Raw genomic sequence first — 19,099 nt, forward strand, 5'->3', positions numbered from 1 at the left:
CGCCGAACCGCCACGCCCGCCGACGGGACCGCGGCGGGGCGGTGGGCTGCGGCGGGGCGGTGGGCAGCGGCGGATCCGTGGGCAGCGGCGGTCCCACCGGCCGCGGCGGGACGGACGGGTGCGGTGGCTGCTGATGCTCACTCATGCCCTGCCGTGTGCCCGCCCGGAACCGGTGCATGCCCCGCCGCCGGTGCGGTGGACGGCGAGGCCGCGGCTGCTGCGGGTTCACTGCCGTGGCGCGCGTCTGCTTCGGGTTCTGTTCACGGCACGCAGCAGCACGGACCCCTCGCTGGGCTCCGGCCGCCGGCCGCACGGCCTCGCCGTTCCCCGAGCCCCTGGTGGTCGCTCACCCGAGCCCCCCTCGTCTCGTGTCCAGGGCGCAGCGGCGTTGGAGGGCCAGGGCGAGGGCCATCAGGGCGGCGGGCAGCAGGGTGAAGCCGGCGAGCAGGGCGGTCAGTGCGGTGTCGCTCTGGGCGGTGTGGGTGCCGCCGGTGCTGGGGACGAAGCCGCCGAGGGCGAGGGCGGCCGAGTACAGGTAGGGGCCGACGGCGGTGCCGGTGGCCTCGGTGGCGGTCCACAGGCCGGTGTAGGCGCCGGCTTCGGCGTTCTCGGCGGCGGCGACGGCGTCCGGGAGCATCGCGAACGCGAAGAGTTGGAGTCCGGCGAAGGCGGTGCCCATGGCCATCACCACGGCGGCGGTGGCGGTGACCCGCGCTCCCCCGTCGAGCAGGGCGGCGGCGGGCAGCAGGAGCAGCGAGCCGGTGGCGAACACGGCCTGGGAGATGAGCAGTCCGCGCTGCTTGCCGTTGCCCTCGCGCCGGGACCAGGCGGTCCAGGCGGGGCCGGAGAGCAGCGCGGGGGCGAGGAAGAGGCCCATGAACAGGGCGGTCAGCCCGCTGTGGTGGAAGACGTGCTCGGTGACGTAGGGCAGGGCGGCCAGAAAAAGGTGGGTGGTGGTGCCGGTGAACAGGTAGGAGAGCAGCAGGGGGCGGAAGTCGGGGTCGCGCAGGGCGGTGCGCAGGTCGGCGCGGGTGGAGTGGCCGGCCCGTTCGGCGGGTGCCTTGAAGCCGCACTCGGCGGTGAGCCGGCGCACGCCGAGCAGGGCGACGGCGCCGGAGGCGGCCACCGCGGCGGCCAGCAGCACGGCCATCCGGGCGTAGTCGGCGCGGGTGCCGCCGGAGGAGAGCGCGGGGGCGGCGACTCCGGCGGCGAGCAGGCCGACGGTGAGCAGGGCCATCCGGAACATGAAGACCCGGGTGCGTGCGTGGTAGCCGACGTCCAGGTCGGACGGGGTGGTGAGGTAGGGCACCTGGAAGGCGGCGAACAGCAGGTTCCCGGCGGTGAACCAGCCGCCGACCCAGAGCGCGGCGGCTCCGCCGTGCAGGCCGGGCGGGACGCTGAACAGGGCGGTCAGCGCGGCGCCGAGCAGCAGGCCGACGCGCATCATCCGCCGCCGGTGGCCGTCGCGGCGGGCCTGCCGGTCGGAGCGGGAGCCGAGCAGCGGGTGGGCGAGCACGTCGACGGCCTTGGGCAGCAGCAGGGCGAGGCCGGCCAGGGCGGGGCTGACGCCGAGCACGTCGGTGAGGAAGTACAGCAGCAGGAGTCCGGGCACGGTGACCCAGACGCCCATGCCGACCGATCCGGCGGCGTACAGGGTGAGTGCCCGGCGGCCCGGCTCCGTCCCGGTCACTTCCGGCCCCGGTGGCGGGCGACGACCCCGGCGGCGAGTGCGGCGCCGTCGAGGGCTCCGGCGGCGGTGCGGGCGTGCAGGGTGCGGGCGACGATCCGGTCGGTGAGGGCGGGCAGGTGGCGGGCGAGGAAGAACTCGACGGCGCCCTTGCGGGTGGTGGTGACGTCGCGGTGCGGGCGGGTGGAGAAGGCGGCCTTGTCGATCGCGTCGAGCACGCCCTCCAGCGGCTCGTAGACGCTCATGCCCTCCAGGGAGAGTCCGGCGGCTTTGGTGGAGTCGTGGATCGGGCTGCGCACCGCGGACGGGTAGACGCAGCTGACGCCGACGTGGGTGCCGAGTTCGAGGCGCAGCGCGTCGGCGTAGGCGACCATGGCGCGCTTGGAGGCGCCGTAGGCGGCGGCGAGCGGGAGCTGCATGACGGCCATCCGGGAGGTGACCATGACGACCCGGCCGCGGGCGGCGACCAGGGCGTCCACGCAGGCGGCGGTGGTGCGCCAGGTGCCGAGCAGGTTGATCTCCAGTTGGCGGCGGACCTCGGTGCCGGGGGCGTGCTCGGCGGGGGCGGGGCCGCCGGTGCCCGCGTTGTTGACGAGGACGTCGAGGCCGCCGAGGGTCTGCAGTGCTTCGGCGACGGCGGCGGTGACGCTGTCGTCGTCGGTGACGTCGCAGCGCAGCACGGGGAAGGGTTCGTCGCCGGCGGGGCGCAGGTCGAGGCCGAGGACGTGCGCGCCGGCGGCGGTGAGGCGGGTGCCGAGGGCGCGTCCGATGGTGCCGGAGGCGCCGGTGATCAGCACGCGGCGGCCGCGCGGGTCCTGGCGCCGGTTGAGTACGGTCACGGGGTCTTCTCCTTCTGCGCGCGGCGGGCGCCGGCCTTGAGTTCGCGGGGGACGGCGGCGACGTACTGGTCGAAGTCGATCCGCATCATCGGCCGCTTGTCGCCCCAGCGCCGGACGGCGGCGGCGTGCGCGCGGCGGACGTGTGCGCGCTGCTGCTCGGCGCCGGGGAGGGCGTAGCGTCCGGCGAGGTGGGCGGCGAACAGTCGGCCCTGGGCCTCGACGACGGGGAGCGCGGCGCCGGTGGACTGCATCAGCCCGACGAAGCCGAGCGTCGGGTCGTCGAGGTGGAACACCCTTTGGTAGAGCGGGAGTTGCTCGGGGTCGGGGCCGGTCCAGCGCTGGTCCAGGAAGGGGATCGTGACGCGGTAGCCGGTGGCCCAGACGATGACGTCGACCTGGTCGGTGCGGCCGTCGGTGAAGTGCACCCGGGTGCCGTCGAGCCGGTCGATGCCGGGGCGGGCCTCGATCTCGCCGTGGGTGAGGCGGTGCAGGACGGTGTCGCTGATGGTGGGGTGGTTCTGGAACAGGCCGCCGGCGGGTTCGGGCAGGCCGTAGCGGCCGGGCGTGCCGACGGCGATCTTGAGCACGGTCTGCGCGACGGCCTGCCGGATCCGCCAAGGCAGCACGGCGAGCGCGCCGCCGGTGGCGTCGGCGGGGCGGCCGAACAGGTACTTGGGCACGATGTGGGTGCCGTGCCGGGCGGAGAGCAGCACCGGGCCGTCGGCGGTGTACGAGGCGTCGACGGCGATGTCCATCGCGGAGTTGCCGGTGCCGACGACCAGCACCCGCTTGCCCGCGTAGGCGTCGGCACGGCGGTGGTCGTGGGCGTGCAGCTGGGTGCCGGCGAAGTCGCCGGGGTAGCCGGGGCTGGGCCACTTCGGTTCCCGGTTGTGGCCGTTGGCGACCACCACGGCGTCGTGGCGTTCGCCGTCGACCCGCCAGCCGTGCTCGTCCCGGGCGACCCGTTCGACGTGCGTCCCGAACCTGACCCGCTCGGTGATGCCGAACTCCTCGGCGTAGTCGGCGAGGTAGCGGGCCACCCGGGCGGCGGACGGGTAGTCGGGCCAGTGCGCGGGCATCGGGAAGTCGGCGAACTCGGTGCGGCCCTTGCTGGTGTTCAGGTGCAGGCTGTCGTACGCCGGGGAGCCGCCGGCGCCGTCGTCGCCCGCCCACAGGCCGCCGACGCGGGTGCCGCGCTCCAGGACGGTGACCTCCAGCCCTTGGTCGAGCAGTGCCTTGGCGGCGGCCAGTCCTGCCGCGCCGGCGCCGATCACCGCCACCCTGGTCGTACCCATGCCGGGTGCTCCTCTCGCGGTCCGTGGAAAGGCGCTCATTCAATCGAATGATGGAGTCCGGCACAATGGGTGTTGACCTGCTGTTTATCGCTCCATCACCTGATGGATTTCTTCCGCTGCGGTCCGCTATCCTCGATGCCCATGAGCGCCCTGCCCGAGGACGGCCCCCGCGAACGCATCCTGGCGACCGCCACCCGCCTGTTCGCCGAGCGCGGCTACGACGCCACCAGCACCCGGGCGATCGGCGACGCGGTCGGCCTGAACATCGCCACCGTCGCCTACCACGTCGGCGCCAAGCCCGAGCTGTACCGCGAGGTGATGCGCCGGGCCCACCTCGCCCAGCGCGGGGTGGTCACCGAGTCCCTGACCCGGCTGCACGCCTGCGGCTCCACCCCCGGCGAGACCCGGGCCGCGCTGCTCGCCTTCGTCGACGACTACCTGTCCTTCTGCCTCAACCACCCCGAGGTCCCGGCGCTGTGGATGCGCCGCTGGCTGGCCGAGGGCGCCGACCACTCCGACATCGAGAGCGAGTTCGCCGGCCCGCTGGTCGCCGAGGTGGCCGCCGCCGTCCGCACCGTCCTCGACCGGGCCGGCCTCGGCGCCGGGGCGGACGTCGAGATGCTGGTCTTCACCATCGTCTGGACGTCCCACTCCTTCGGCCAGGCCGGCGTCATCGACCCCGCCGGCACCCGCCGCGGCCCGCTCGACCTCGCCGTCCTGGACCGCTTCCGCCGCCACCTGCACACGGTGGTCACCGCCGTCCTCGACCACGGCTGACCCGGGCCCGGCGGCGCTCGGATCCCCTCACGGCGTCCGGCTTCCGCTCCCGGCGTTCAGCCGCCCAGGCCGGGGACCCAGACCAGCCGCAGCACGTCGACGGTGCGCTGCTCCGGGTCGACGAACAGCTCGGCGGTGACGGACCGGGCCAGCACCACGCTGCGCAGGTCGCCCCACTCGTCCACCGGCGCGCCCGCCCGGTCGTCCAGCAGCACCAGGGCGGCGTTGACGAGCGCGAACAGCACCTCGTCCGTCTTCGAGATCTCCACCATGGTGCGGGCCGGCTGCTCCTGCAGCCAGATCCGCCAGCCGCTCACGCGGCGGCCGCCCCGGCCCGCTCCGACCGCCCCGCCAGCAGCAGCGGCGCCACCGCGGCCCGGAAGCCCGCCCGGTCGTTCCCGTAGGCGGCGGACATCGCCCGCAGCCACCAGGCGCCGATCACCGCCTCGCGTTCCACCGGGTCCTCCAGCGGGCCGAGTTCGCCGTAGAACCGGGCCCGCTCCTCGTACGTGAGCGCCTGCTCGATGCCGTTGATGCTGCGCGGCACGCGCAGCGTTCCGGACTCTGCCGTCGCGGTCATCCCTCTGCCCTCCCACCTGTCTGCTTCGACCGTACCCGGCCCGCGCGGCCGGCGACCCCCTCGGGGACCGCCTTGTTGAGCGAGCGCAGGGCCAGCAGCAGGACGCCGATGTCGTCGATCAGGACCGGGTCGGGCATCAGGTCGACCGGGAAGACCAGGTAGGCGATCGCTCCCCAGAACAGCAGCTTCTTCGACATCGGAATGTTCGTGTCGGCCAACAGCCGCTTGGTGCGCACCAGTTTGACCACCAGTACGATCGCCGCGGCCACCGTCGCGACCAGGAAGACCGCCGCGGCGACCCACAGCAGCGTGCTCGTCCCCTCACTCATCCGTCCACCCCTTCGGTGTTCCCGCCGGTTCCGTCGGAACACTCTTGCCCCGCTCGGGCCGGAGCGTTCCTCCGGAACGGGAAAAGTTGCGGTCCGCCGGGGCGCCTCAGCGCAGCAGCGCGCGCAGGGTGCGGCGGAACAGGAGGCGGCCGCACCAGGCGGTGGGGCGGTCGAGCAGGGCGGGCAGCGGGGCGATCCGCAGGTCCTCGCGCCAGCGGACGACGGCGCCGCCGCGGTGCGGGCGGACGTCGATCTCGGCCCATCCGGTGATCAGCGGGCCGCGTTTGACGAGGCGGCAGCGGCCGGGGCGGCCGGGGCCGGGGGGCTCCCGGTGGACGACGTCCATCACGTCGTCGAAGCCGTACCGGCCGGTGCCGGTGCGGGCGGTGACGGTGCGGCCGTCGGAGCGGACGGTGGTGAACGGCATCGCGTGGCGGGGCCAGTCGGTGACGCGCCGCCAGGCTTCGTCGGGGTCGAGCCCGGTGGCCAGCACGATGCGGAACTCGGTCATCCGCCGATGCTACCGGCCGGGCGGCGGCGGCCCGGGGCGTGGCGCGCCCCGGGCCGGGCCGGGTGTTGCCGGGCCGGTCGGTGTCGGTCGGCACCGGGCCGGTCGGGGCCGGTCGGGGCCGGGCGGGGTCCGGTCAGTGCTGCAGGTGCAGGGCGAAGCCGGTGCGGCCGGCCGGCTCCAGGCCCTCCTTGAGGTGCAGGGCGGGGATCTCGTAGTCGCCGAAGTTCTGCCGGCGGTACGGGACCGGCTCGGTGGTCTCCAGGGTGAGCAGGCGCTGCTCCCAGGCTTCGACGACGGCGGAGTACCGCTCGGGGGCGAGCCGGTCGGCGCCGTGGACGACGAAGGGCGGCAGCACCTCCAGGCCGGGGTAGTACAGGATGCCGTGCTGGATGGGGAACAGCAGGTCGTCGATCGGGCCGTTGATGCCGCGGGCGGCGTAGTGCGACTCGGGGCCGCCGACGGTGACCGAGAGCAGGGCCCGGCGTCCGGCCAGGGTGCCCTCGCCGAAGCGCTCGCCGTACTTGGTGCCGCTGTGCTCGCCGACCCCGTACGCGAAGCGGTAGGTGAAGACCCGGTCGACCCAGCCCTTGAGGATGGCGGGCATGGTGTACCACCACAGCGGGAACTGGAGGATGACGGTGTCGGCCCAGAGCAGCTTCTCCTGCTCGGCGCGGACGTCGGCGGTGAGCTCCCCGGCCTCGAAGGCGCGGCCGGAGTCGAGCGGGACCTTGAGCGGGCTGGAGGCGTGCGGGCCGTAGTCGGCGGCGTCCGCCGCGGCCTTCCAGTCCATCGCGTACAGGTCGCTGACCCGCACCCGGTGCCCGGCGGCCTCCAGGACGGTCACCGCGTGGTCCTTGAGCGAGCCGTTGAGCGACTTCGGCTCGGGGTGGGCGTGGACGATCAGGATCTTCATCGGGGTCTCCTCCGGTCGGGGCGTCCGGCGGCCGTCCCTGCGGCGGCCGCTTCGGCTGCCTCCGATCCTGGCCCTCGCGGCGGCGGCCGTTCAGGGGCTCGGCTTCCGTAGGAACGGACTTCCTGGTACTGGCGGGACCACCCTCGGCGGGCCGCCGCCGGACCGGACCGGGCCATACTCGGGGGCATGGACGATCTCGCGGGCTTCCTGCGGACCCGGCGCGCCCGGGTCGACCCGGCCACGGCCGGCATCCCCGTCGACGGCCGCCGGCGGGTGGCGGGGCTGCGGCGCGAGGAGGTCGCGCACCTGTCCGGGGTGAGCGTGGACTACTACGTGCGCCTGGAGCAGGGACGGGCCACCCAGCCCTCCGAGCAGGTGCTGGACGCGCTGGCCCGGGTGCTGGGCCTGGACGGGACCGAGCGGGGCCACCTGCACCGGCTGGCCCGGCAGCCCCGGCGCCGGGCCAAGGCGCCGGGCGGGCGGATCCGCCCGGAGCTGCTGCGGGTGCTGGACCTGGTCGTCGACGCGCCTGCGGTGATCATGGGCCACCGGCTGGACGTGCTCGCCGGGAACCGCCTGGCCGGGCTGCTCTACGGCCGCCCGGACCCCGCGGGTCTGAACATCGCCCGGCACCTCTTCCTGCAGGAGGGCGAGCACGGCCTCTACGCGGGGTGGGAGACCTGCACCCTCGACGTGGTCGGCCACCTGCGGCTGGCCGTCGGGAAGTACCCGGACGACCCCCGGCTGACCTCGCTGATCGGCGAGTTGGCGATGGGCAGCGAGCGCTTCCGCCGTCTGTGGGCCCGGGCGGACGTGCGCGCCCGCACGCACGGGCGCAAGGCGTACCGGCACCCGCTGGTCGGGCTGCTCGAACTGCACCAGGAGAACTTCGCGCTGCCGGACGGGTCGGGCACCGAACTGCTGGTGCTCACCGCGGCCCCCGGCAGCCCCGCCGAGGACGGGCTGCGCCTGCTGGCGGCCCTGGACGCGGGCGGCGCCGGCGCCCGGGAGGCCGCGGCCGCCCAGGAGGCCGCGGACGCCCGGACCACCGAGTAGTCCGGGCGTCCGCGCTCGGCCGGGTTCGGCCCGCGGCCGCGGCCGGGATCAGCTCGCGGTCGCGGCCGCGCTCGCGGCGAGCGCCTGCGCGACGGTGTCGGCCAGCGGCGTGGTCGGGCGGCCGATCAGCCGGGCCAGATCGCCGCTGCCGCCGGCCAGCAGGCCGCGGGCGATGCCGGAGACGTCCACATCCACCAGGATCTCGGCGAGCTGCGGCGGCAGGCCCGCGCCGGTGAGCACCCCGAGGTTGGCCTCGGCGGGCAGTTCGTGGTGGGCGACCGTCCGGCCGCTCTGCCGGGAGAGTTCGGCGGCGTACTCCTCCAGCGTCCAGGCCGTGTCGCCGCTGAGCTCGTAGGCGCGGTTCTCGTGGCCCTCGCCGGTCAGCACGGCGGCGGCCGCGGCGGCGTAGTCGGCGCGGGTCGCGGCGCCGATCCGGCCGCCCGCGGTGCTGCCGGCCACGCCGTGCTCCAGCTGGACCGGGATCAGCGCGGTGTAGTTCTCGGTGTACCAGCCGTTGCGCAGGAAGGTGTACGGCAGGCCGGAGTCGAGGATCAGCTGCTCGGTGGCCCGGTGCTCGTCGGCGAGCCGGAAGTCGGCGTCCGGACCGCCGAGCACCCCGGTGTAGACCAGCCGGGCGGCCCCGGCGGCCTTCGCGGCCTCGATCACGGCGGTGTGCTGGGCGACCCGGCGGCCGAGCTCGCTGCCGGAGACCAGCAGCACGGTGTCGCCGGGGCGGATCGCCGCGGCCAGCGTCCCGGGCCGGTCGTAGTCGGCGAGCCGCAGTTCGACGCCCCGGGCGGCCAGGTCGGCGGCCTTGCCCTCGTCGCGGACGGCGGCGGCGACCTGGGCGGCCGGGACGCGGGCCAGCAGTTCGTCGATGACGAGGCGGCCGAGCTGTCCGGTGGCGCCGGTGACGACGATGCTCATGGGAATGCAACTCCTGGGGTGGGGCGAAGGGCGGTACGACGGCTGTCGCACCCCACCGTAGGAAAGCCACTTACGAATCGGAAGTACCCACTTTTGGGTAAGCTACTTCCATGAACCTCAGGGTGAAGGAACTGACCGGCGGACTCCCGGTGAGCGTCAACTCGGAGTGCTGCACCTCGCGCGGCATCCTGGAGCACGTCACCAGCCGCTGGGCGGTACTGGTGCTGGCCGTCCTGCTGGACGGCACCCACCGGTTCAGCGAACTGCGCCGCGCGGTGGGCGGGGTGAGCGAGAAGATGCTCGCCCAGACCCTGCAGACCCTGGAGCAGGACGGCCTGGTGCACCGCGAGGCGCACGCCGTCATCCCGCCGCGCGTCGACTACACGCTGACCCCGCTCGGCGAGGAGGCCGCCCGGCAGGTCTGGGCGCTGGCCCGCTGGGCCGAGTCGCGCACCCCCGAGGTGCTGGCGGCCCGGGCGGCCCACGCCGAGGCGAAGGCGGCGCGGGCGGACGGGTAGGCGGCGGGTGGAGCCGGGGGCAGGCAGCGCCCTCAAGTCCCTTGCACCCCAGGCGTCCTGACGTCCGTTCGAAACTCCGGCCGGACGCCGCCGGCCCGGCCTATACTCCGGGCGTGACCCCCCGGTACCCCGCCCCGACCCCGGCCCCGCTCCGGTGCACCCACTGCGGGCACACCGGACTCGATCAGGGCTTCATCGAGGACGGCGGCCGCGACAGCCGCGGCGACGCCCGGTGGATACCGGGGCCGGTCGAACGCGGGCTGCTGGGCCGGGCCAAGCGCTTCGGCCGGGCCCGGATGCAGATCGACGCCTTCCGCTGCCCGGCCTGCGGCCACCTGGAGCTGTTCGCCCGGACCCGGCTCTCCTGAAAGCCCCCGAAAGCCCGGCGGGCCATGCTCAGGCGGCGGGCGGGGGGCTCCAGTGCGGGTCGCGGCCGAGCAGGCGCAGCACCTGCTCCAACGGGTCGGCCCCGGGCGGGACGTCCAGCGCGGGGGCGAAGGCGGCGCCCGGCGCCTCGCGGGCGGGGCCGGTGGGGACGAGGGCGGCGACCGGCAGGACGGCGGCCAGCAGGTCGGCGTCGAAGGCGGGCCGGACGCCGATCGAGACGGCGACGTCCCAGGCGTGGACGAGGTAGTCCAGGAAGTGGAAGGCGATGGCCTGCGACGCGGGGAACGGGCCGCCGTCGCGGACCTCGGGGAGGTGGAAGGCCCGCTCCAGCACGCCCTCCTCCGCGAAGGCCGCGGCGACCTCCGCCGCCGAGGCGGCGAACACGCCCGCCGGGTCGTCGCCGACCGGGCGATCCGCCCAGTGCGCGAGGTCGCGGCCGTCGCCGCGGGCGGCCGCCGCGAAGCCGTGGTTCTGCCCGGTCATGTGCGCGAGCAGCTGCCCGAGCGTCCAGGGCCCGCAGGGGGTCGGCCGGTCGAGCGCGTCGGCGCCGACCCCGTCGACGACGGAGCGCGCGACCAGCAGTGCGCGCGCGTCGAGGTCCCGGATGTCGGCGGCCCGGGGATCCGCTGCCTGAGTGTCCGTCATGCCGCCGAGCCTACCCGATATTTCAGCACGACCGTACGAATTCTTTTCCGGGCGGGTCCGGGCAAGCCCGGGCAAGCCCGGGCGGGGCGCGCGGAGCGGGCGGGCTCAGAACGTGATGACGGTGGCGCCTTCGAGGGCGAAGCGCACGAACTCGTCCCGGGCCACCTCCAGCCGCAGGCCGCGCCGCAGCAGTGCGGCTTCCGTCCCGTCGGCGCGGGCCGCGTTGACGCAGGCGCCCACCGGGACGCCCTCGGCGATCAGCTCGTCGACCTGCCGGTTGTAGACGGCGGCCGCCCCGGTCGCGTCCCGGTCGCCGAGGCGGCGCTGGGCCGGGCCGAAGCAGAACACCTCGACCTCGCAGCCGCGCTCCGCGGCCACCTCCCGGATCCGCCGGGCCACCCGGGTGCCCGTGGTGAGCGAGTCGTCGTCTTCGTGGAACACGTGGATGACCGTCTTCGGCATGGCCGCACCTACCCGTCGTTCGTGTTGCCCCCCGCGCGTCCCGACCCTACCGGCGTCCCGCTGTTCGGGACGTTCCGTCTCACATCGTGGCGGCACCGGCACCGGCCGAGCGGCGCCGAGGCGGCGTCAGTCGATGCAGAACTCGTTGCCCTCGACGTCCTGCATGGCGATGCACGAGTCGTCGCCGCCGTCGTACAGCAGCTGGACCCGGACGGCGCCGAGCGGCAGCAGCCGGGCGCACTCGGCTTCCAGGGCGGCGAGGCGCTCGGTGCCGATCAGGCCGGTGCCGACCCGGACGTCGAGGTGGACCCGGTTCTTGACGGCCTTGCCCTCGGGGACGCGCTGGAAGTACAGCCGCGGGCCGACGCCGGTGGGGTCGGTGCAGGCGGACCAGGAGCCGCGCTCCTCGGGCGGCTGGGCGGCCTGGTACTCCTCCCAACTGTCGAAGCCCTTGGGGGGATTGGACTCGTAGCCGAGCACCTCGCACCAGAAGCGGGCGACCCGGGCGGGGTCGGCACAGTCGAAGGTGACCTGGAATTGTCTGAGCACTGCCATGCGGTCACCGTAGCAACGCGCCGACCCGGGGGCACCGGATTTTCCGGCGTGCCCGACGGGCCGTCGGGCGCCCCGTCCGACGCCCGTCGGGCCCGGGGGCCGGTTCGGGCGTGGCAGTGCGAGACGCCCTGCAGGACGGCGGCGGGGCGGGGCAGGGCAGGCGGTGGGCAGCGCCTCAGGGGCGTTCGTCGCGCCGGATGGTCCAGTCCTCGTCGTCCGCGTGCGGATCCGGTCCGTGCTCGGCCTCGTAGTCCTCGCGCAGCTTCACGGCCCGCCGGTCGGAGGCTTCGCGCTCCTCGGGCGAGAGGTTCTCCGCCGCGGTGCGCATCTCGCCCAGGCGGGCGCCGATCGCCGACAGGTAGCGGTCGGACTCGATCACGTCCCGCATGCCGATCCGGCCGCTGAGCACCTCGCGGGCCATCTGCCGGAGCTCCGGGCCGACCTTGTCGTTCTTCGCCAACGTCCGCAGGGCGCGGTGCAGTTCGGCGGCCTGCTCGGGGTTGTCGGCGACGTCGAGCAGCTCGTCGTCGGTGATCTCCGGACCCCCGAGGTCGTCGTTCCGTCCTGCCGCCATCGGCCTCTCCCCCGTCGTCGGACGTCTCCCCGCCCGGGCCCGGCCCGGCCCGGGCGGGCGCACCGGCTCGTCGGCCCGCGCGGGGCGGGGCCGGCGACCAGGTGATCATATGTCCTTCCCCAAGGAAGGGTAATGACATTGCCGGGAGCGGGCCGTCACGTCTCCGCGCCCTCCAGGCGGGCCGCCACCATCGCCACGAAGTGCTGGAGCACCGCGAACGGCAGGGTGGGACCGTCGCCGAAGAAGACCACGGGCTGGTCGCCCGGTTCCAGGGCCGGGGCCACCACGGTCAGGGCCGTCGGACCGGGTGCGGGCGAGTCCGGCACGGACGGGGTGCCGCTCGGGACCAGTCGGGCCGCGCTGAGTTCGAAGTGGCCGAGCCGGCTGCCGTCCACGCCCGTCTCGGTGAACAGGGCGCAGTACAGGCCGCCGTCGTGGCTCCAGGTCGTCAGAGACATGGCGGGATGCTGCCACACCGGCCGTTCCCCGCCGACGGCGGCCCCACCGGGGCGGCAACGGGCCCGCTCAGCGCGACCACGCCGGGGCGGCGACGGGCCCGCTCAGCGCAGCAGCGCCGTCCAGTCCGGCAGCCCGCGCAGCACCCCGGGCAGCTCCCGGGCGGTGTCGGTCACCACCCGCAGGCCGAAGGCCCGCTGCCCGGCGTCCGCCTCGCGGTGGCCCATCGCCAGCCACAGGAACCAGGCGGTGGAGGCGAGTTGGCTGCGCAGCAGGCCCGCGAAGGCCGACTCCTCGGCCGGGCCGCCCGGGCCGCCGGCGTCCAGGTAGGCGGCGAGCAGCGGCCGCACCGTCCGGGGGTCGGCGCTGACGGCGGGCCCGTTGAAGGGGGTGGCCAACCGGAAGGCCACGCTCACCGCGTCCCACCAGGGGACCTCCGGCCGGACGCTCTCCCAGTCGATCAGCGCGTACCCGCCGGGCGTGCGCAGCACGTTGGCCCGGGAGGTGTCGCCGTGCACCAGGACGGCGGCGGGGGCGGCGCGCTGCGCGTCCCGCACCAGGGCGATGGCGTCGGCGACCGCCGGGAGCAGCGCCCGGGCCGGGGCCGCCACCGGGAGGCCGCCGGTCTCGGCCTCGGCCACCCACTCCCGCCACTCCTCGACGGGGTGCGGCGCGGGCGGCTGCTCCCCGCCGGTGTCCAGCACCGCGATCCGGGCCAGGGTGCGGCCCGTCCACTCGGTGGCCGCCACGAGATCGGCGCCGGGGCGCCGCAGGTCGTGCCCGTCCAGCCACTCGCCGACCTGGACGACCCCGTCACCGGCGAGCCGGTGCCAGTAGCCGACGGCGGGGCGGGGCGGCTCGACGGGGCGCGGCATCTCGATACCCGCCGCCAGCGCCGCCCGCTGCAACCTCCGCACCCGGTGGGCCTGTTGGTGGTGCCATTCGCTGCGCAGCCGACCCGTCCGCACCGTCCAGCGCCCGCGCGCGGTCTCCAGCACCCGGGCCCCGGTCGGGGCGCCCCCGTTGTCGAGCACCCGCCACGGCCCCGACGGCTGCCCCAGCCCGAAAGCGGCTGCCACCGCGTCCTGATCGATGTCCACCCCCCGAGTCTCTGCCTCGCCCCCGGCCCGACGCACCCGGTTTTCCCAGCACCCCGGCGCCGCCCGGCCGCACGGTCACGACACCTCGTCGCCCCCCGCACGCATGAACGCGCCCCCGGCACAGCCCCCTTCACCACCCAGCCCAGCGCCCCCTCACACCACCGCCCCCAACCGCACCACCACCTCCGCCACCTCCACCCCCCACCGCCCCGCACCCACCGCCAACCGGCCACGCACGCCCCGCAATTCGCGGCGACACCCTCTCCCCTCCCCCCTCACCACCCAGCCCAGCACCCCCTCACACCACCGCCCCCAACCGCACCACCACCTCCGCCACCTCCGCCACCTCCACCCCCCACCGCCCCGCACCCACCGCCAACCGACCGCGCACGCCCCGCAGTTCGTGGCGGACCAGGGCCGGGAGCGGGGTGTCGTCGGTGTCGAGGAGGGGGGCGAGGGCGGCGAGGGCGGCGTGCGGGTCGTCGGCGCAGAGGTGGCAGTCGGCGATGCGGACGGTGAGCATGGCGCGGGCGACCGGGAGTTGGCCGTCGGCGAGGAGGTCGAGGGCGGCGGTGGCGGCGGTCAGGGCGCGGCGGGCGAGCCGGGGGTCGGCGGTGGCGGCAGCCAGGTCGCGCAGGGCCGCGGAGGAGCCGGATTCGACCCGGAGGCGGAGTGCGGCGGGGGCCAGCCAGGGGACGCGGGCTTCGGTGTCGGGGAGGTCCTCGGGTCGGTCGAGGCGCTGGCGGGCGCGGCCGATGTGGCGGACGGTGGCGTGGATGTCGCCGGCCAGGGCGGTGGCGCGGGCTTCGCCGAGGGTGGCGAGGGTGTCGGACCAGTGGCGGCCGGGCGCGGCGCGGCGGATCTCGCGGGCGTAGTCGCCGGCGGCGGCGGGGTCGTCGTCGAGGAGGCCGAGGACGGCCATGTCGCTGAGGGCGGCGGCCTGGGTGGTGGGGTCGCCGGCGAGGGCGGCCCAGCCGAGGGCGCGGTCGAAGCAGGCCATCGCGGTGGCGGGGCGGCCGCCGTGCAGGCGCAGGCTGCCCGCGGCGTGGGCGTACTCGGCCGCGAGCCGGGCGAGGACGCGGCGGTGGCGGACGGGTGCGTCGGCGAGGCGGGCGACGACGGCGCGCAGGGTGCCCTCGATCACGCTGCCGGGTCCGCGTTCGCCCACGGCCCTTTCGGCGCTGTGGAGTTGGGCGCCGAGGACGGCGGCGAGGGCGTGCACGGTGTCGGTGTCGAGGGGGGCGGCGGGGTCGGCGCAGAACGCGGCGTGCAGGGCGAGGGCGGCGGCGGGGGGCGGGGGCTGGCAGCCGGTGGCGCCGTGCAGCGGGCACTGGACGTCGTGGTCGGGGAGGCTGGCGGGGCAGTCGTCGACGGGGACGGGGGCGGTGGGGACGGGTCCGCCGGTGGCGGGCAGCGGGGGGCGCAGCAGGTGCGGGGGGAGGGCGGGGCGGTCGCCCTCGGCGCTCTCGGCGCGGTGGTAGCTGCGGGTGAGTTCGCCGCCGGTGCCGAGGAGTTCGTCGATCTGTCGGACGAGGCGGGGGGTGGCGCGGCGGGCGCCGTGTTCGAGGCGGCTGACGGCGGTGTGGTCGTAGCCGACGGCGGTGCCGAGTTGGGCCTGGGTCCAGCCGGCGTGGCGGCGCCAGTGGCGCAGCAGGGCGCCGAATTCCTGCCAGCTTCCGCCGTCCGGCAGTTCGACCGGGTTGGGTGCGCCCAGCATGCGCCGACACCTCCCCCGCGTCCGGTCCTGTTCCCGTACGAGACGGTACCGGTCCCGACCGGCCCCGTACATGGCGTGGTCTGTACCTCTTCTTTGCCATCGCCCTTGTTCGGGCCCTTGTCCGGGCCCCGTCCGGAGCGGTTCGCACCCCTTGCTGACCCGGCGCCAATTCTCTTCTAGATCAACGCCTTTGACGGAATTTGCCATCACGTGCCGGGGATTGTCAGCTCCGTTGACCGGGCCATGGCGGCGGTGTGAGGGTTCCGGGCACCCCCACACCCGAAGAGCTGAGGAGCTCTGATGAAACGCAGATTGCTGACCGCCGGCACCACCCTGGCCGTGCTGGGAGGCATGCTCGGTGGTTTCGCCGGACAGGCGAACGCCGCGCCTCCCCTCGCCCCGCCGGCCCCCACCCCGCTGGCCGCCGCCGTCTCCGCGGCGGACCTGGCGGCGTCGGCCGGGCTGGACGCACTGGCCAAGGGCCCGGACGAGAGCTACGAGCGCCGAGGCGTCACCCAGTTCCTGAACGGCCTGTACTCGGTCTCGTACGAGCGCAGTTACAAGGGCCTGCCGGTGGTCGGCGGCGACGCGGTGGTGCTCGCCGACGGCCAGGGCAAGGTGCGCGGCGTGCAGAACGCCGCGTCCGGGCCGGTCGGCGTGCCGACGAAGGCGAAGGTGAGCGCGGCGGCCGCGGAGAGGGCGGCGCGCGCGGAGCTGGCGAAGGTCGACTCGGCCGAGGCGCCCCGGCTGGTCGTCCGGGTGAAGGACGGCACCTCCCGGCTGGCCTGGGAGTCGGTGCTGACCGGTTCGGCCGAGGGCCGGCCCAGCCACCTGCACGTGTTCGTGGACGCGGTCACCGGCGAGGTGGCCGACAGCTACGACGACGTCAAGGCCGGCACCATCAACAGCAAGTGGAACGGCCCGGCGGGCCTGACCATCAACACCACCGGTTCGGGCAGCTCCTACTCGCTGCGCGACCCGAGCCGTCCGGGCCTGCAGTGCTCGGACTACTCGACCGGTCAGGTCTTCAGCAAGTCCACCGACTCCTGGGGCACGGGTGCCGCCACGTCCAAGGAGACCGGCTGCGCCGACGCGATGTTCGCGGCGCAGAAGGAGTGGGACATGCTCCGGGACTGGCTGGGGCGCAACGGCCACAACGGCAACGGCGGCAGCTGGCCGGTCAAGGTCGGCCTGAACGACGTCAACGCGTACTGGGACGGCTCGACCATCTCGATCGGCCACAGCCAGTCCAACGAGTGGATCGCCGCGATCGACGTGGTGGGCCACGAGTTCGGCCACGGCCTGGACCAGTACACGCCGGGCGGCGCCAACAACGAGGCGGGCCTGGGCGAGGCGACCGGCGACATCATGGGCGCGCTGACCGAGGCGTACGCCAACGAGCCGGCCCCGTACGACTCCCCGGACTACACGGTCGGCGAGATGATCAACCTGGTCGGGCAGGGCCCGATCCGGGTGATGTACAACCCCTCGCAGGTCTCCGGCAACCCGAACTGCTACTCGGCGTCGATCCCCAACACCGAGGAGCACGCGGCGGCCGGCCCGCTGAACCACTGGTTCTACCTGCTGGCCGAGGGCTCCAGCCCGGGCGGCGGCAAGCCGTCCAGCCCGACCTGCAACTCCTCGTCCGTCACCGGCATCGGCATCCGGGACGCGGGCCGGGTCTTCTACGGCGGCATGCTGCTCAAGACCAGCGGCATGACGTACAAGAAGTACCGGACCGCGACCCTGACCGCGGCCAAGAACCTCGACGCGAGCTGCAACTTCTTCAACCGCACCAAGGCCGCGTGGGACGCCGTCAGCGTGCCGGCCCAGGCCGGCGACCCGACCTGCGCCGCGACCAACAACGACTACTCGCTGGCGCTGAGCCCCTCCTCGGGCTCCGTGCAGGCGGGCAGCTCGACCAGTGCGACGGTCTCCACCGCCGTCACCGCGGGCTCGGCCGCGAGCGTCTCGCTGTCGGTGACCGGCGCGCCCACCGGCACCACCGCGACCCTCTCCCCGTCCAGCGTGCAGTCCGGCGGCTCGGCGACGCTGAGCGTCAACGTCGGCGCGAACACCGCGGCGGGCACCTACACCCTGACCGTCACCGGCACCGGCCCGGCCACCCACACCGCGCAGTACCAGCTGACGGTGACCGGCGGCGGGGGCAACCCCGGCGGCTCGGCCCCGGACATCAACGTGGCCAACGTGCAGACGCACCTGAGCCAGCTGTACACGGTCGCCCAGCAGAACGGCGGCAACCGCCGGGCGGGCACCGCGGGCTACACCCAGTCGCTGGCGTACGTGAAGGGCAAGCTGCAGGCGGCGGGCTACACCGTCACCGAGCAGACCTGCACCTCGTGCACCTACACCGCCAACAACCTGATCGCCGACTGGCCGGGCGGCCCGTCCGACCAGGTCACCATGTTCGGCGCCCACCTGGACTCGGTCTCGGCCGGCCCGGGCATCAACGACAACGGCTCCGGCTCGGCCGTGCTGCTGGAGAACGCGCTCGTCCTGGCGCAGCAGAACCCGACCATGAGCAAGCACGTCCGGTTCGCCTGGTGGGCCGGTGAGGAGCAGGGCCTGCAGGGCTCGCAGTACTACGTGGGCCAGCTCTCCTCGGCGCAGCGCTCGGCGATCAAGGGCTACTACAACTTCGACATGGTCGGCTCGACCAACGCCGGCTACTTCATCAACAACGTCAACTCGGCCACCGCCGCGCCGCTGAAGGCGTACTGGGACTCGCTGAACCTCCAGCCGGAGGAGAACGTCGAGGGCCAGGGCCGTTCCGACGACTACTCCTTCCAGCAGGGCGGCATCCCGACCTCCGGCTACGCCGCGGGCGCCGACGCCACCAAGACCCCTGCGCAGGCCACCAAGTGGGGCGGCACCGCGTACGCGTCCTACGACTCCTGCTACCACTCCTCCTGCGACACCACCTCCAACGTCAACGCGACGGTGCTGAACCGGAACGCCGACGGCGTGGCGTACGCGATCTGGAAGACCTCGGTCGGCGGCACCACCACCCCGGTCAACGACTTCACCCTCGCGGTGAACCCGTCCACCGGTACCGTCCAGGCGGGCTCCGCGGCCAGCGCCACGGTCTCCACCGCCACCAGCTCCGGCAGCGCGCAGACCGTGTCGCTCACCGCGAGCGGCGCCCCGTCCGGCGCCACCGTCTCGTTCAGCCCGTCCTCCGTCACCAGCGGCGGCAGCGCGACCCTGACGGTCTCCACCTCCTCCTCCACCCCCGCCGGGACCTACACCATCACGGTCACCGGCACCGGCTCCTCCGCCACCCACGGCACCGGCTACACCCTGGTCGTGAACGGCGGCGGCACCGGCGGCGGCACCTGGGCCGCGGGCGTGTCCTACAACGCGGGCGACGTGGTCACCTACAACGGCGTCAGCTACAAGTGCCTGCAGGCCCACACCTCGCAGAGCACCTGGACGCCGGACGTCGTCCCGGCCCTGTGGCAGCGCCTGTAGCCACCGGGAACACGCCGGCGACGACGACGGCGGTGAACGGGTAACCAGCACGGCGGGTGTGCCGCGACCGGTTGGGGGACGGGTCGCGGCACACCTGCGTTCCCGTCCCCTCCCGTGCCCTCCCCCGTCCTCCCGTCCCCTCCCCGCGCCCTCCCCCGTCCTCCCCTCCCCTCCCCGCGCCCTCCCGGCGCCCTCCCGGGCCTTACGCCGCACAGACGTGCGGTGCACGTACGATGACCGCCGTCCGGAGCGGGGTCTCCGGCCGACTACCGGGGGGAG

General features: G+C 74.8%; 21 protein-coding genes. 5 read left to right on the plus strand and 16 right to left on the minus strand.

Annotation, left to right across the window (positions count from 1 at the left end):
* Positions 1-346: 346 nt before the first annotated feature.
* Genes ACWEO5_RS13890 through ACWEO5_RS13900 form a run of 3 tightly spaced genes read right to left on the minus strand, consistent with a single transcriptional unit; the run spans position 347 to position 3,821 of the window.
* Positions 347-1,690, minus strand: coding sequence for an MFS transporter (locus ACWEO5_RS13890; RefSeq protein WP_452162618.1), 1,344 nt, complete (start codon positions 1,688-1,690; stop codon positions 347-349).
* Entirely contained in the window at positions 1,687-2,526 is an 840-nt protein-coding gene (locus tag ACWEO5_RS13895; RefSeq protein ID WP_452162619.1) for an SDR family NAD(P)-dependent oxidoreductase, read from the minus strand. Before ACWEO5_RS13895 ends, ACWEO5_RS13890 begins: the two co-directional genes overlap by 4 nt.
* Positions 2,523-3,821, minus strand: a complete 1,299-nt coding sequence (locus ACWEO5_RS13900; protein WP_452162620.1) for a flavin-containing monooxygenase — start codon at positions 3,819-3,821, stop codon at positions 2,523-2,525. Before ACWEO5_RS13900 ends, ACWEO5_RS13895 begins: the two co-directional genes overlap by 4 nt.
* Positions 3,822-3,962: 141 nt before the next feature.
* Between ACWEO5_RS13900 and ACWEO5_RS13905 the strand changes: the two genes are divergently transcribed.
* Positions 3,963-4,598: a TetR/AcrR family transcriptional regulator gene (locus tag ACWEO5_RS13905; protein ID WP_452162621.1), complete on the plus strand. Its 636-nt coding sequence runs from the start codon at positions 3,963-3,965 to the stop codon at positions 4,596-4,598.
* A 56-nt stretch (positions 4,599-4,654) separates the two neighbouring features.
* Here ACWEO5_RS13905 and ACWEO5_RS13910 read toward each other — a convergent pair whose 3' ends face one another.
* The 5 genes from ACWEO5_RS13910 to ACWEO5_RS13930 all read right to left on the minus strand — a co-directional run bounded on the left by ACWEO5_RS13910 (position 4,655) and on the right by ACWEO5_RS13930 (position 6,931).
* Positions 4,655-4,915, minus strand: coding sequence for a hypothetical protein (locus ACWEO5_RS13910; protein WP_452162622.1), 261 nt, complete (start codon positions 4,913-4,915; stop codon positions 4,655-4,657).
* On the minus strand, positions 4,912-5,178 hold the full coding sequence (locus tag ACWEO5_RS13915; RefSeq protein WP_452162623.1) for a hypothetical protein: 267 nt from the start codon (positions 5,176-5,178) through the stop codon (positions 4,912-4,914). Before ACWEO5_RS13915 ends, ACWEO5_RS13910 begins: the two co-directional genes overlap by 4 nt.
* The gene (locus tag ACWEO5_RS13920) at positions 5,175-5,507 is read right to left on the minus strand and encodes a YkvA family protein (protein ID WP_452162624.1); all 333 of its coding nucleotides are present in this window, start codon (positions 5,505-5,507) and stop codon (positions 5,175-5,177) included. Before ACWEO5_RS13920 ends, ACWEO5_RS13915 begins: the two co-directional genes overlap by 4 nt.
* A gap of 106 nt (positions 5,508-5,613) precedes the next feature.
* On the minus strand, positions 5,614-6,018 hold the full coding sequence (locus tag ACWEO5_RS13925) for an SRPBCC family protein (protein ID WP_452162625.1): 405 nt from the start codon (positions 6,016-6,018) through the stop codon (positions 5,614-5,616).
* A 133-nt stretch (positions 6,019-6,151) separates the two neighbouring features.
* A complete protein-coding gene (locus ACWEO5_RS13930) occupies positions 6,152-6,931 on the minus strand; it encodes an NAD(P)H-dependent oxidoreductase (RefSeq protein ID WP_452162626.1) in 780 nt (259 codons plus the stop codon).
* Between the two features lie 186 nt (positions 6,932-7,117).
* Here ACWEO5_RS13930 and ACWEO5_RS13935 point away from each other — a divergent pair, with 186 nt between their 5' ends.
* The gene (locus ACWEO5_RS13935) at positions 7,118-7,987 is read left to right on the plus strand and encodes a helix-turn-helix transcriptional regulator (protein WP_452162627.1); all 870 of its coding nucleotides are present in this window, start codon (positions 7,118-7,120) and stop codon (positions 7,985-7,987) included.
* Between the two features lie 48 nt (positions 7,988-8,035).
* On the opposite strand, the gene ACWEO5_RS13940 is transcribed toward ACWEO5_RS13935, so the two are convergent.
* The gene (locus ACWEO5_RS13940; RefSeq protein ID WP_452162628.1) at positions 8,036-8,914 is read right to left on the minus strand and encodes an NAD(P)H-binding protein; all 879 of its coding nucleotides are present in this window, start codon (positions 8,912-8,914) and stop codon (positions 8,036-8,038) included.
* A 110-nt stretch (positions 8,915-9,024) separates the two neighbouring features.
* On the opposite strand from ACWEO5_RS13940, the gene ACWEO5_RS13945 reads away from it, so the two are divergent.
* Both ACWEO5_RS13945 and ACWEO5_RS13950 read left to right on the plus strand, forming a co-directional pair.
* Positions 9,025-9,432 carry a winged helix-turn-helix transcriptional regulator gene (locus ACWEO5_RS13945; RefSeq protein WP_452162629.1) on the plus strand — a complete coding sequence of 136 codons (408 nt, stop codon included), beginning with the start codon at positions 9,025-9,027 and terminating at the stop codon, positions 9,430-9,432.
* Positions 9,433-9,545: 113 nt separating this feature from the next.
* Positions 9,546-9,800, plus strand: a complete 255-nt coding sequence (locus ACWEO5_RS13950; RefSeq protein ID WP_452162630.1) for a hypothetical protein — start codon at positions 9,546-9,548, stop codon at positions 9,798-9,800.
* 28 nt (positions 9,801-9,828) lie between these two features.
* Here ACWEO5_RS13950 and ACWEO5_RS13955 read toward each other — a convergent pair whose 3' ends face one another.
* The 7 genes from ACWEO5_RS13955 to ACWEO5_RS13985 form a co-directional block, all read right to left on the minus strand.
* The gene (locus tag ACWEO5_RS13955; RefSeq protein WP_452162631.1) at positions 9,829-10,464 is read right to left on the minus strand and encodes a TIGR03086 family metal-binding protein; all 636 of its coding nucleotides are present in this window, start codon (positions 10,462-10,464) and stop codon (positions 9,829-9,831) included.
* 105 nt (positions 10,465-10,569) lie between these two features.
* Positions 10,570-10,926, minus strand: a complete 357-nt coding sequence (locus tag ACWEO5_RS13960; RefSeq protein WP_452162632.1) for a hypothetical protein — start codon at positions 10,924-10,926, stop codon at positions 10,570-10,572.
* 126 nt (positions 10,927-11,052) lie between these two features.
* Positions 11,053-11,481, minus strand: a complete 429-nt coding sequence (locus tag ACWEO5_RS13965) for a VOC family protein (protein WP_344554825.1) — start codon at positions 11,479-11,481, stop codon at positions 11,053-11,055.
* 175 nt (positions 11,482-11,656) lie between these two features.
* On the minus strand, positions 11,657-12,055 hold the full coding sequence (locus ACWEO5_RS13970) for a hypothetical protein (RefSeq protein ID WP_452162633.1): 399 nt from the start codon (positions 12,053-12,055) through the stop codon (positions 11,657-11,659).
* Between the two features lie 155 nt (positions 12,056-12,210).
* Positions 12,211-12,513: a hypothetical protein gene (locus ACWEO5_RS13975; protein WP_452162634.1), complete on the minus strand. Its 303-nt coding sequence runs from the start codon at positions 12,511-12,513 to the stop codon at positions 12,211-12,213.
* 102 nt (positions 12,514-12,615) lie between these two features.
* Positions 12,616-13,611 (minus strand): aminoglycoside phosphotransferase family protein, encoded by a 996-nt coding sequence (locus ACWEO5_RS13980; protein ID WP_452162635.1) that lies wholly within the window; start codon positions 13,609-13,611, stop codon positions 12,616-12,618.
* A 298-nt stretch (positions 13,612-13,909) separates the two neighbouring features.
* Entirely contained in the window at positions 13,910-15,328 is a 1,419-nt protein-coding gene (locus ACWEO5_RS13985) for a helix-turn-helix domain-containing protein (protein ID WP_452162636.1), read from the minus strand.
* A 300-nt stretch (positions 15,329-15,628) separates the two neighbouring features.
* On the opposite strand from ACWEO5_RS13985, the gene ACWEO5_RS13990 reads away from it, so the two are divergent.
* On the plus strand, positions 15,629-18,820 hold the full coding sequence (locus ACWEO5_RS13990) for a M28 family peptidase (protein WP_452162637.1): 3,192 nt from the start codon (positions 15,629-15,631) through the stop codon (positions 18,818-18,820).
* Positions 18,821-19,099 lie beyond the last annotated feature (279 nt).

This window comes from Kitasatospora sp. NPDC004272 (assembly GCF_053603035.1).

Bases quoted from the DNA above. Each gene is read 5' to 3' on its own strand.
- ACWEO5_RS13900 (WP_452162620.1), bottom strand. From the start codon at position 3,821: ATGGGTACGACCAGGGTGGCGGTGATCGGCGCCGGCGCGGCAGGACTG.
- ACWEO5_RS13905 (WP_452162621.1), top strand. From the start codon at position 3,963: ATGAGCGCCCTGCCCGAGGACGGCCCCCGCGAACGCATCCTGGCGACC.
- ACWEO5_RS13915 (WP_452162623.1), bottom strand. From the start codon at position 5,178: ATGACCGCGACGGCAGAGTCCGGAACGCTGCGCGTGCCGCGCAGCATC.
- ACWEO5_RS13920 (WP_452162624.1), bottom strand. From the start codon at position 5,507: ATGAGTGAGGGGACGAGCACGCTGCTGTGGGTCGCCGCGGCGGTCTTC.
- ACWEO5_RS13925 (WP_452162625.1), bottom strand. From the start codon at position 6,018: ATGACCGAGTTCCGCATCGTGCTGGCCACCGGGCTCGACCCCGACGAA.
- ACWEO5_RS13930 (WP_452162626.1), bottom strand. From the start codon at position 6,931: ATGAAGATCCTGATCGTCCACGCCCACCCCGAGCCGAAGTCGCTCAAC.
- ACWEO5_RS13935 (WP_452162627.1), top strand. From the start codon at position 7,118: ATGGACGATCTCGCGGGCTTCCTGCGGACCCGGCGCGCCCGGGTCGAC.
- ACWEO5_RS13940 (WP_452162628.1), bottom strand. From the start codon at position 8,914: ATGAGCATCGTCGTCACCGGCGCCACCGGACAGCTCGGCCGCCTCGTC.
- ACWEO5_RS13945 (WP_452162629.1), top strand. From the start codon at position 9,025: ATGAACCTCAGGGTGAAGGAACTGACCGGCGGACTCCCGGTGAGCGTC.
- ACWEO5_RS13955 (WP_452162631.1), bottom strand. From the start codon at position 10,464: ATGACGGACACTCAGGCAGCGGATCCCCGGGCCGCCGACATCCGGGAC.
- ACWEO5_RS13960 (WP_452162632.1), bottom strand. From the start codon at position 10,926: ATGCCGAAGACGGTCATCCACGTGTTCCACGAAGACGACGACTCGCTC.
- ACWEO5_RS13965 (WP_344554825.1), bottom strand. From the start codon at position 11,481: ATGGCAGTGCTCAGACAATTCCAGGTCACCTTCGACTGTGCCGACCCC.
- ACWEO5_RS13970 (WP_452162633.1), bottom strand. From the start codon at position 12,055: ATGGCGGCAGGACGGAACGACGACCTCGGGGGTCCGGAGATCACCGAC.
- ACWEO5_RS13975 (WP_452162634.1), bottom strand. From the start codon at position 12,513: ATGTCTCTGACGACCTGGAGCCACGACGGCGGCCTGTACTGCGCCCTG.
- ACWEO5_RS13985 (WP_452162636.1), bottom strand. From the start codon at position 15,328: ATGCTGGGCGCACCCAACCCGGTCGAACTGCCGGACGGCGGAAGCTGG.
- ACWEO5_RS13990 (WP_452162637.1), top strand. From the start codon at position 15,629: ATGAAACGCAGATTGCTGACCGCCGGCACCACCCTGGCCGTGCTGGGA.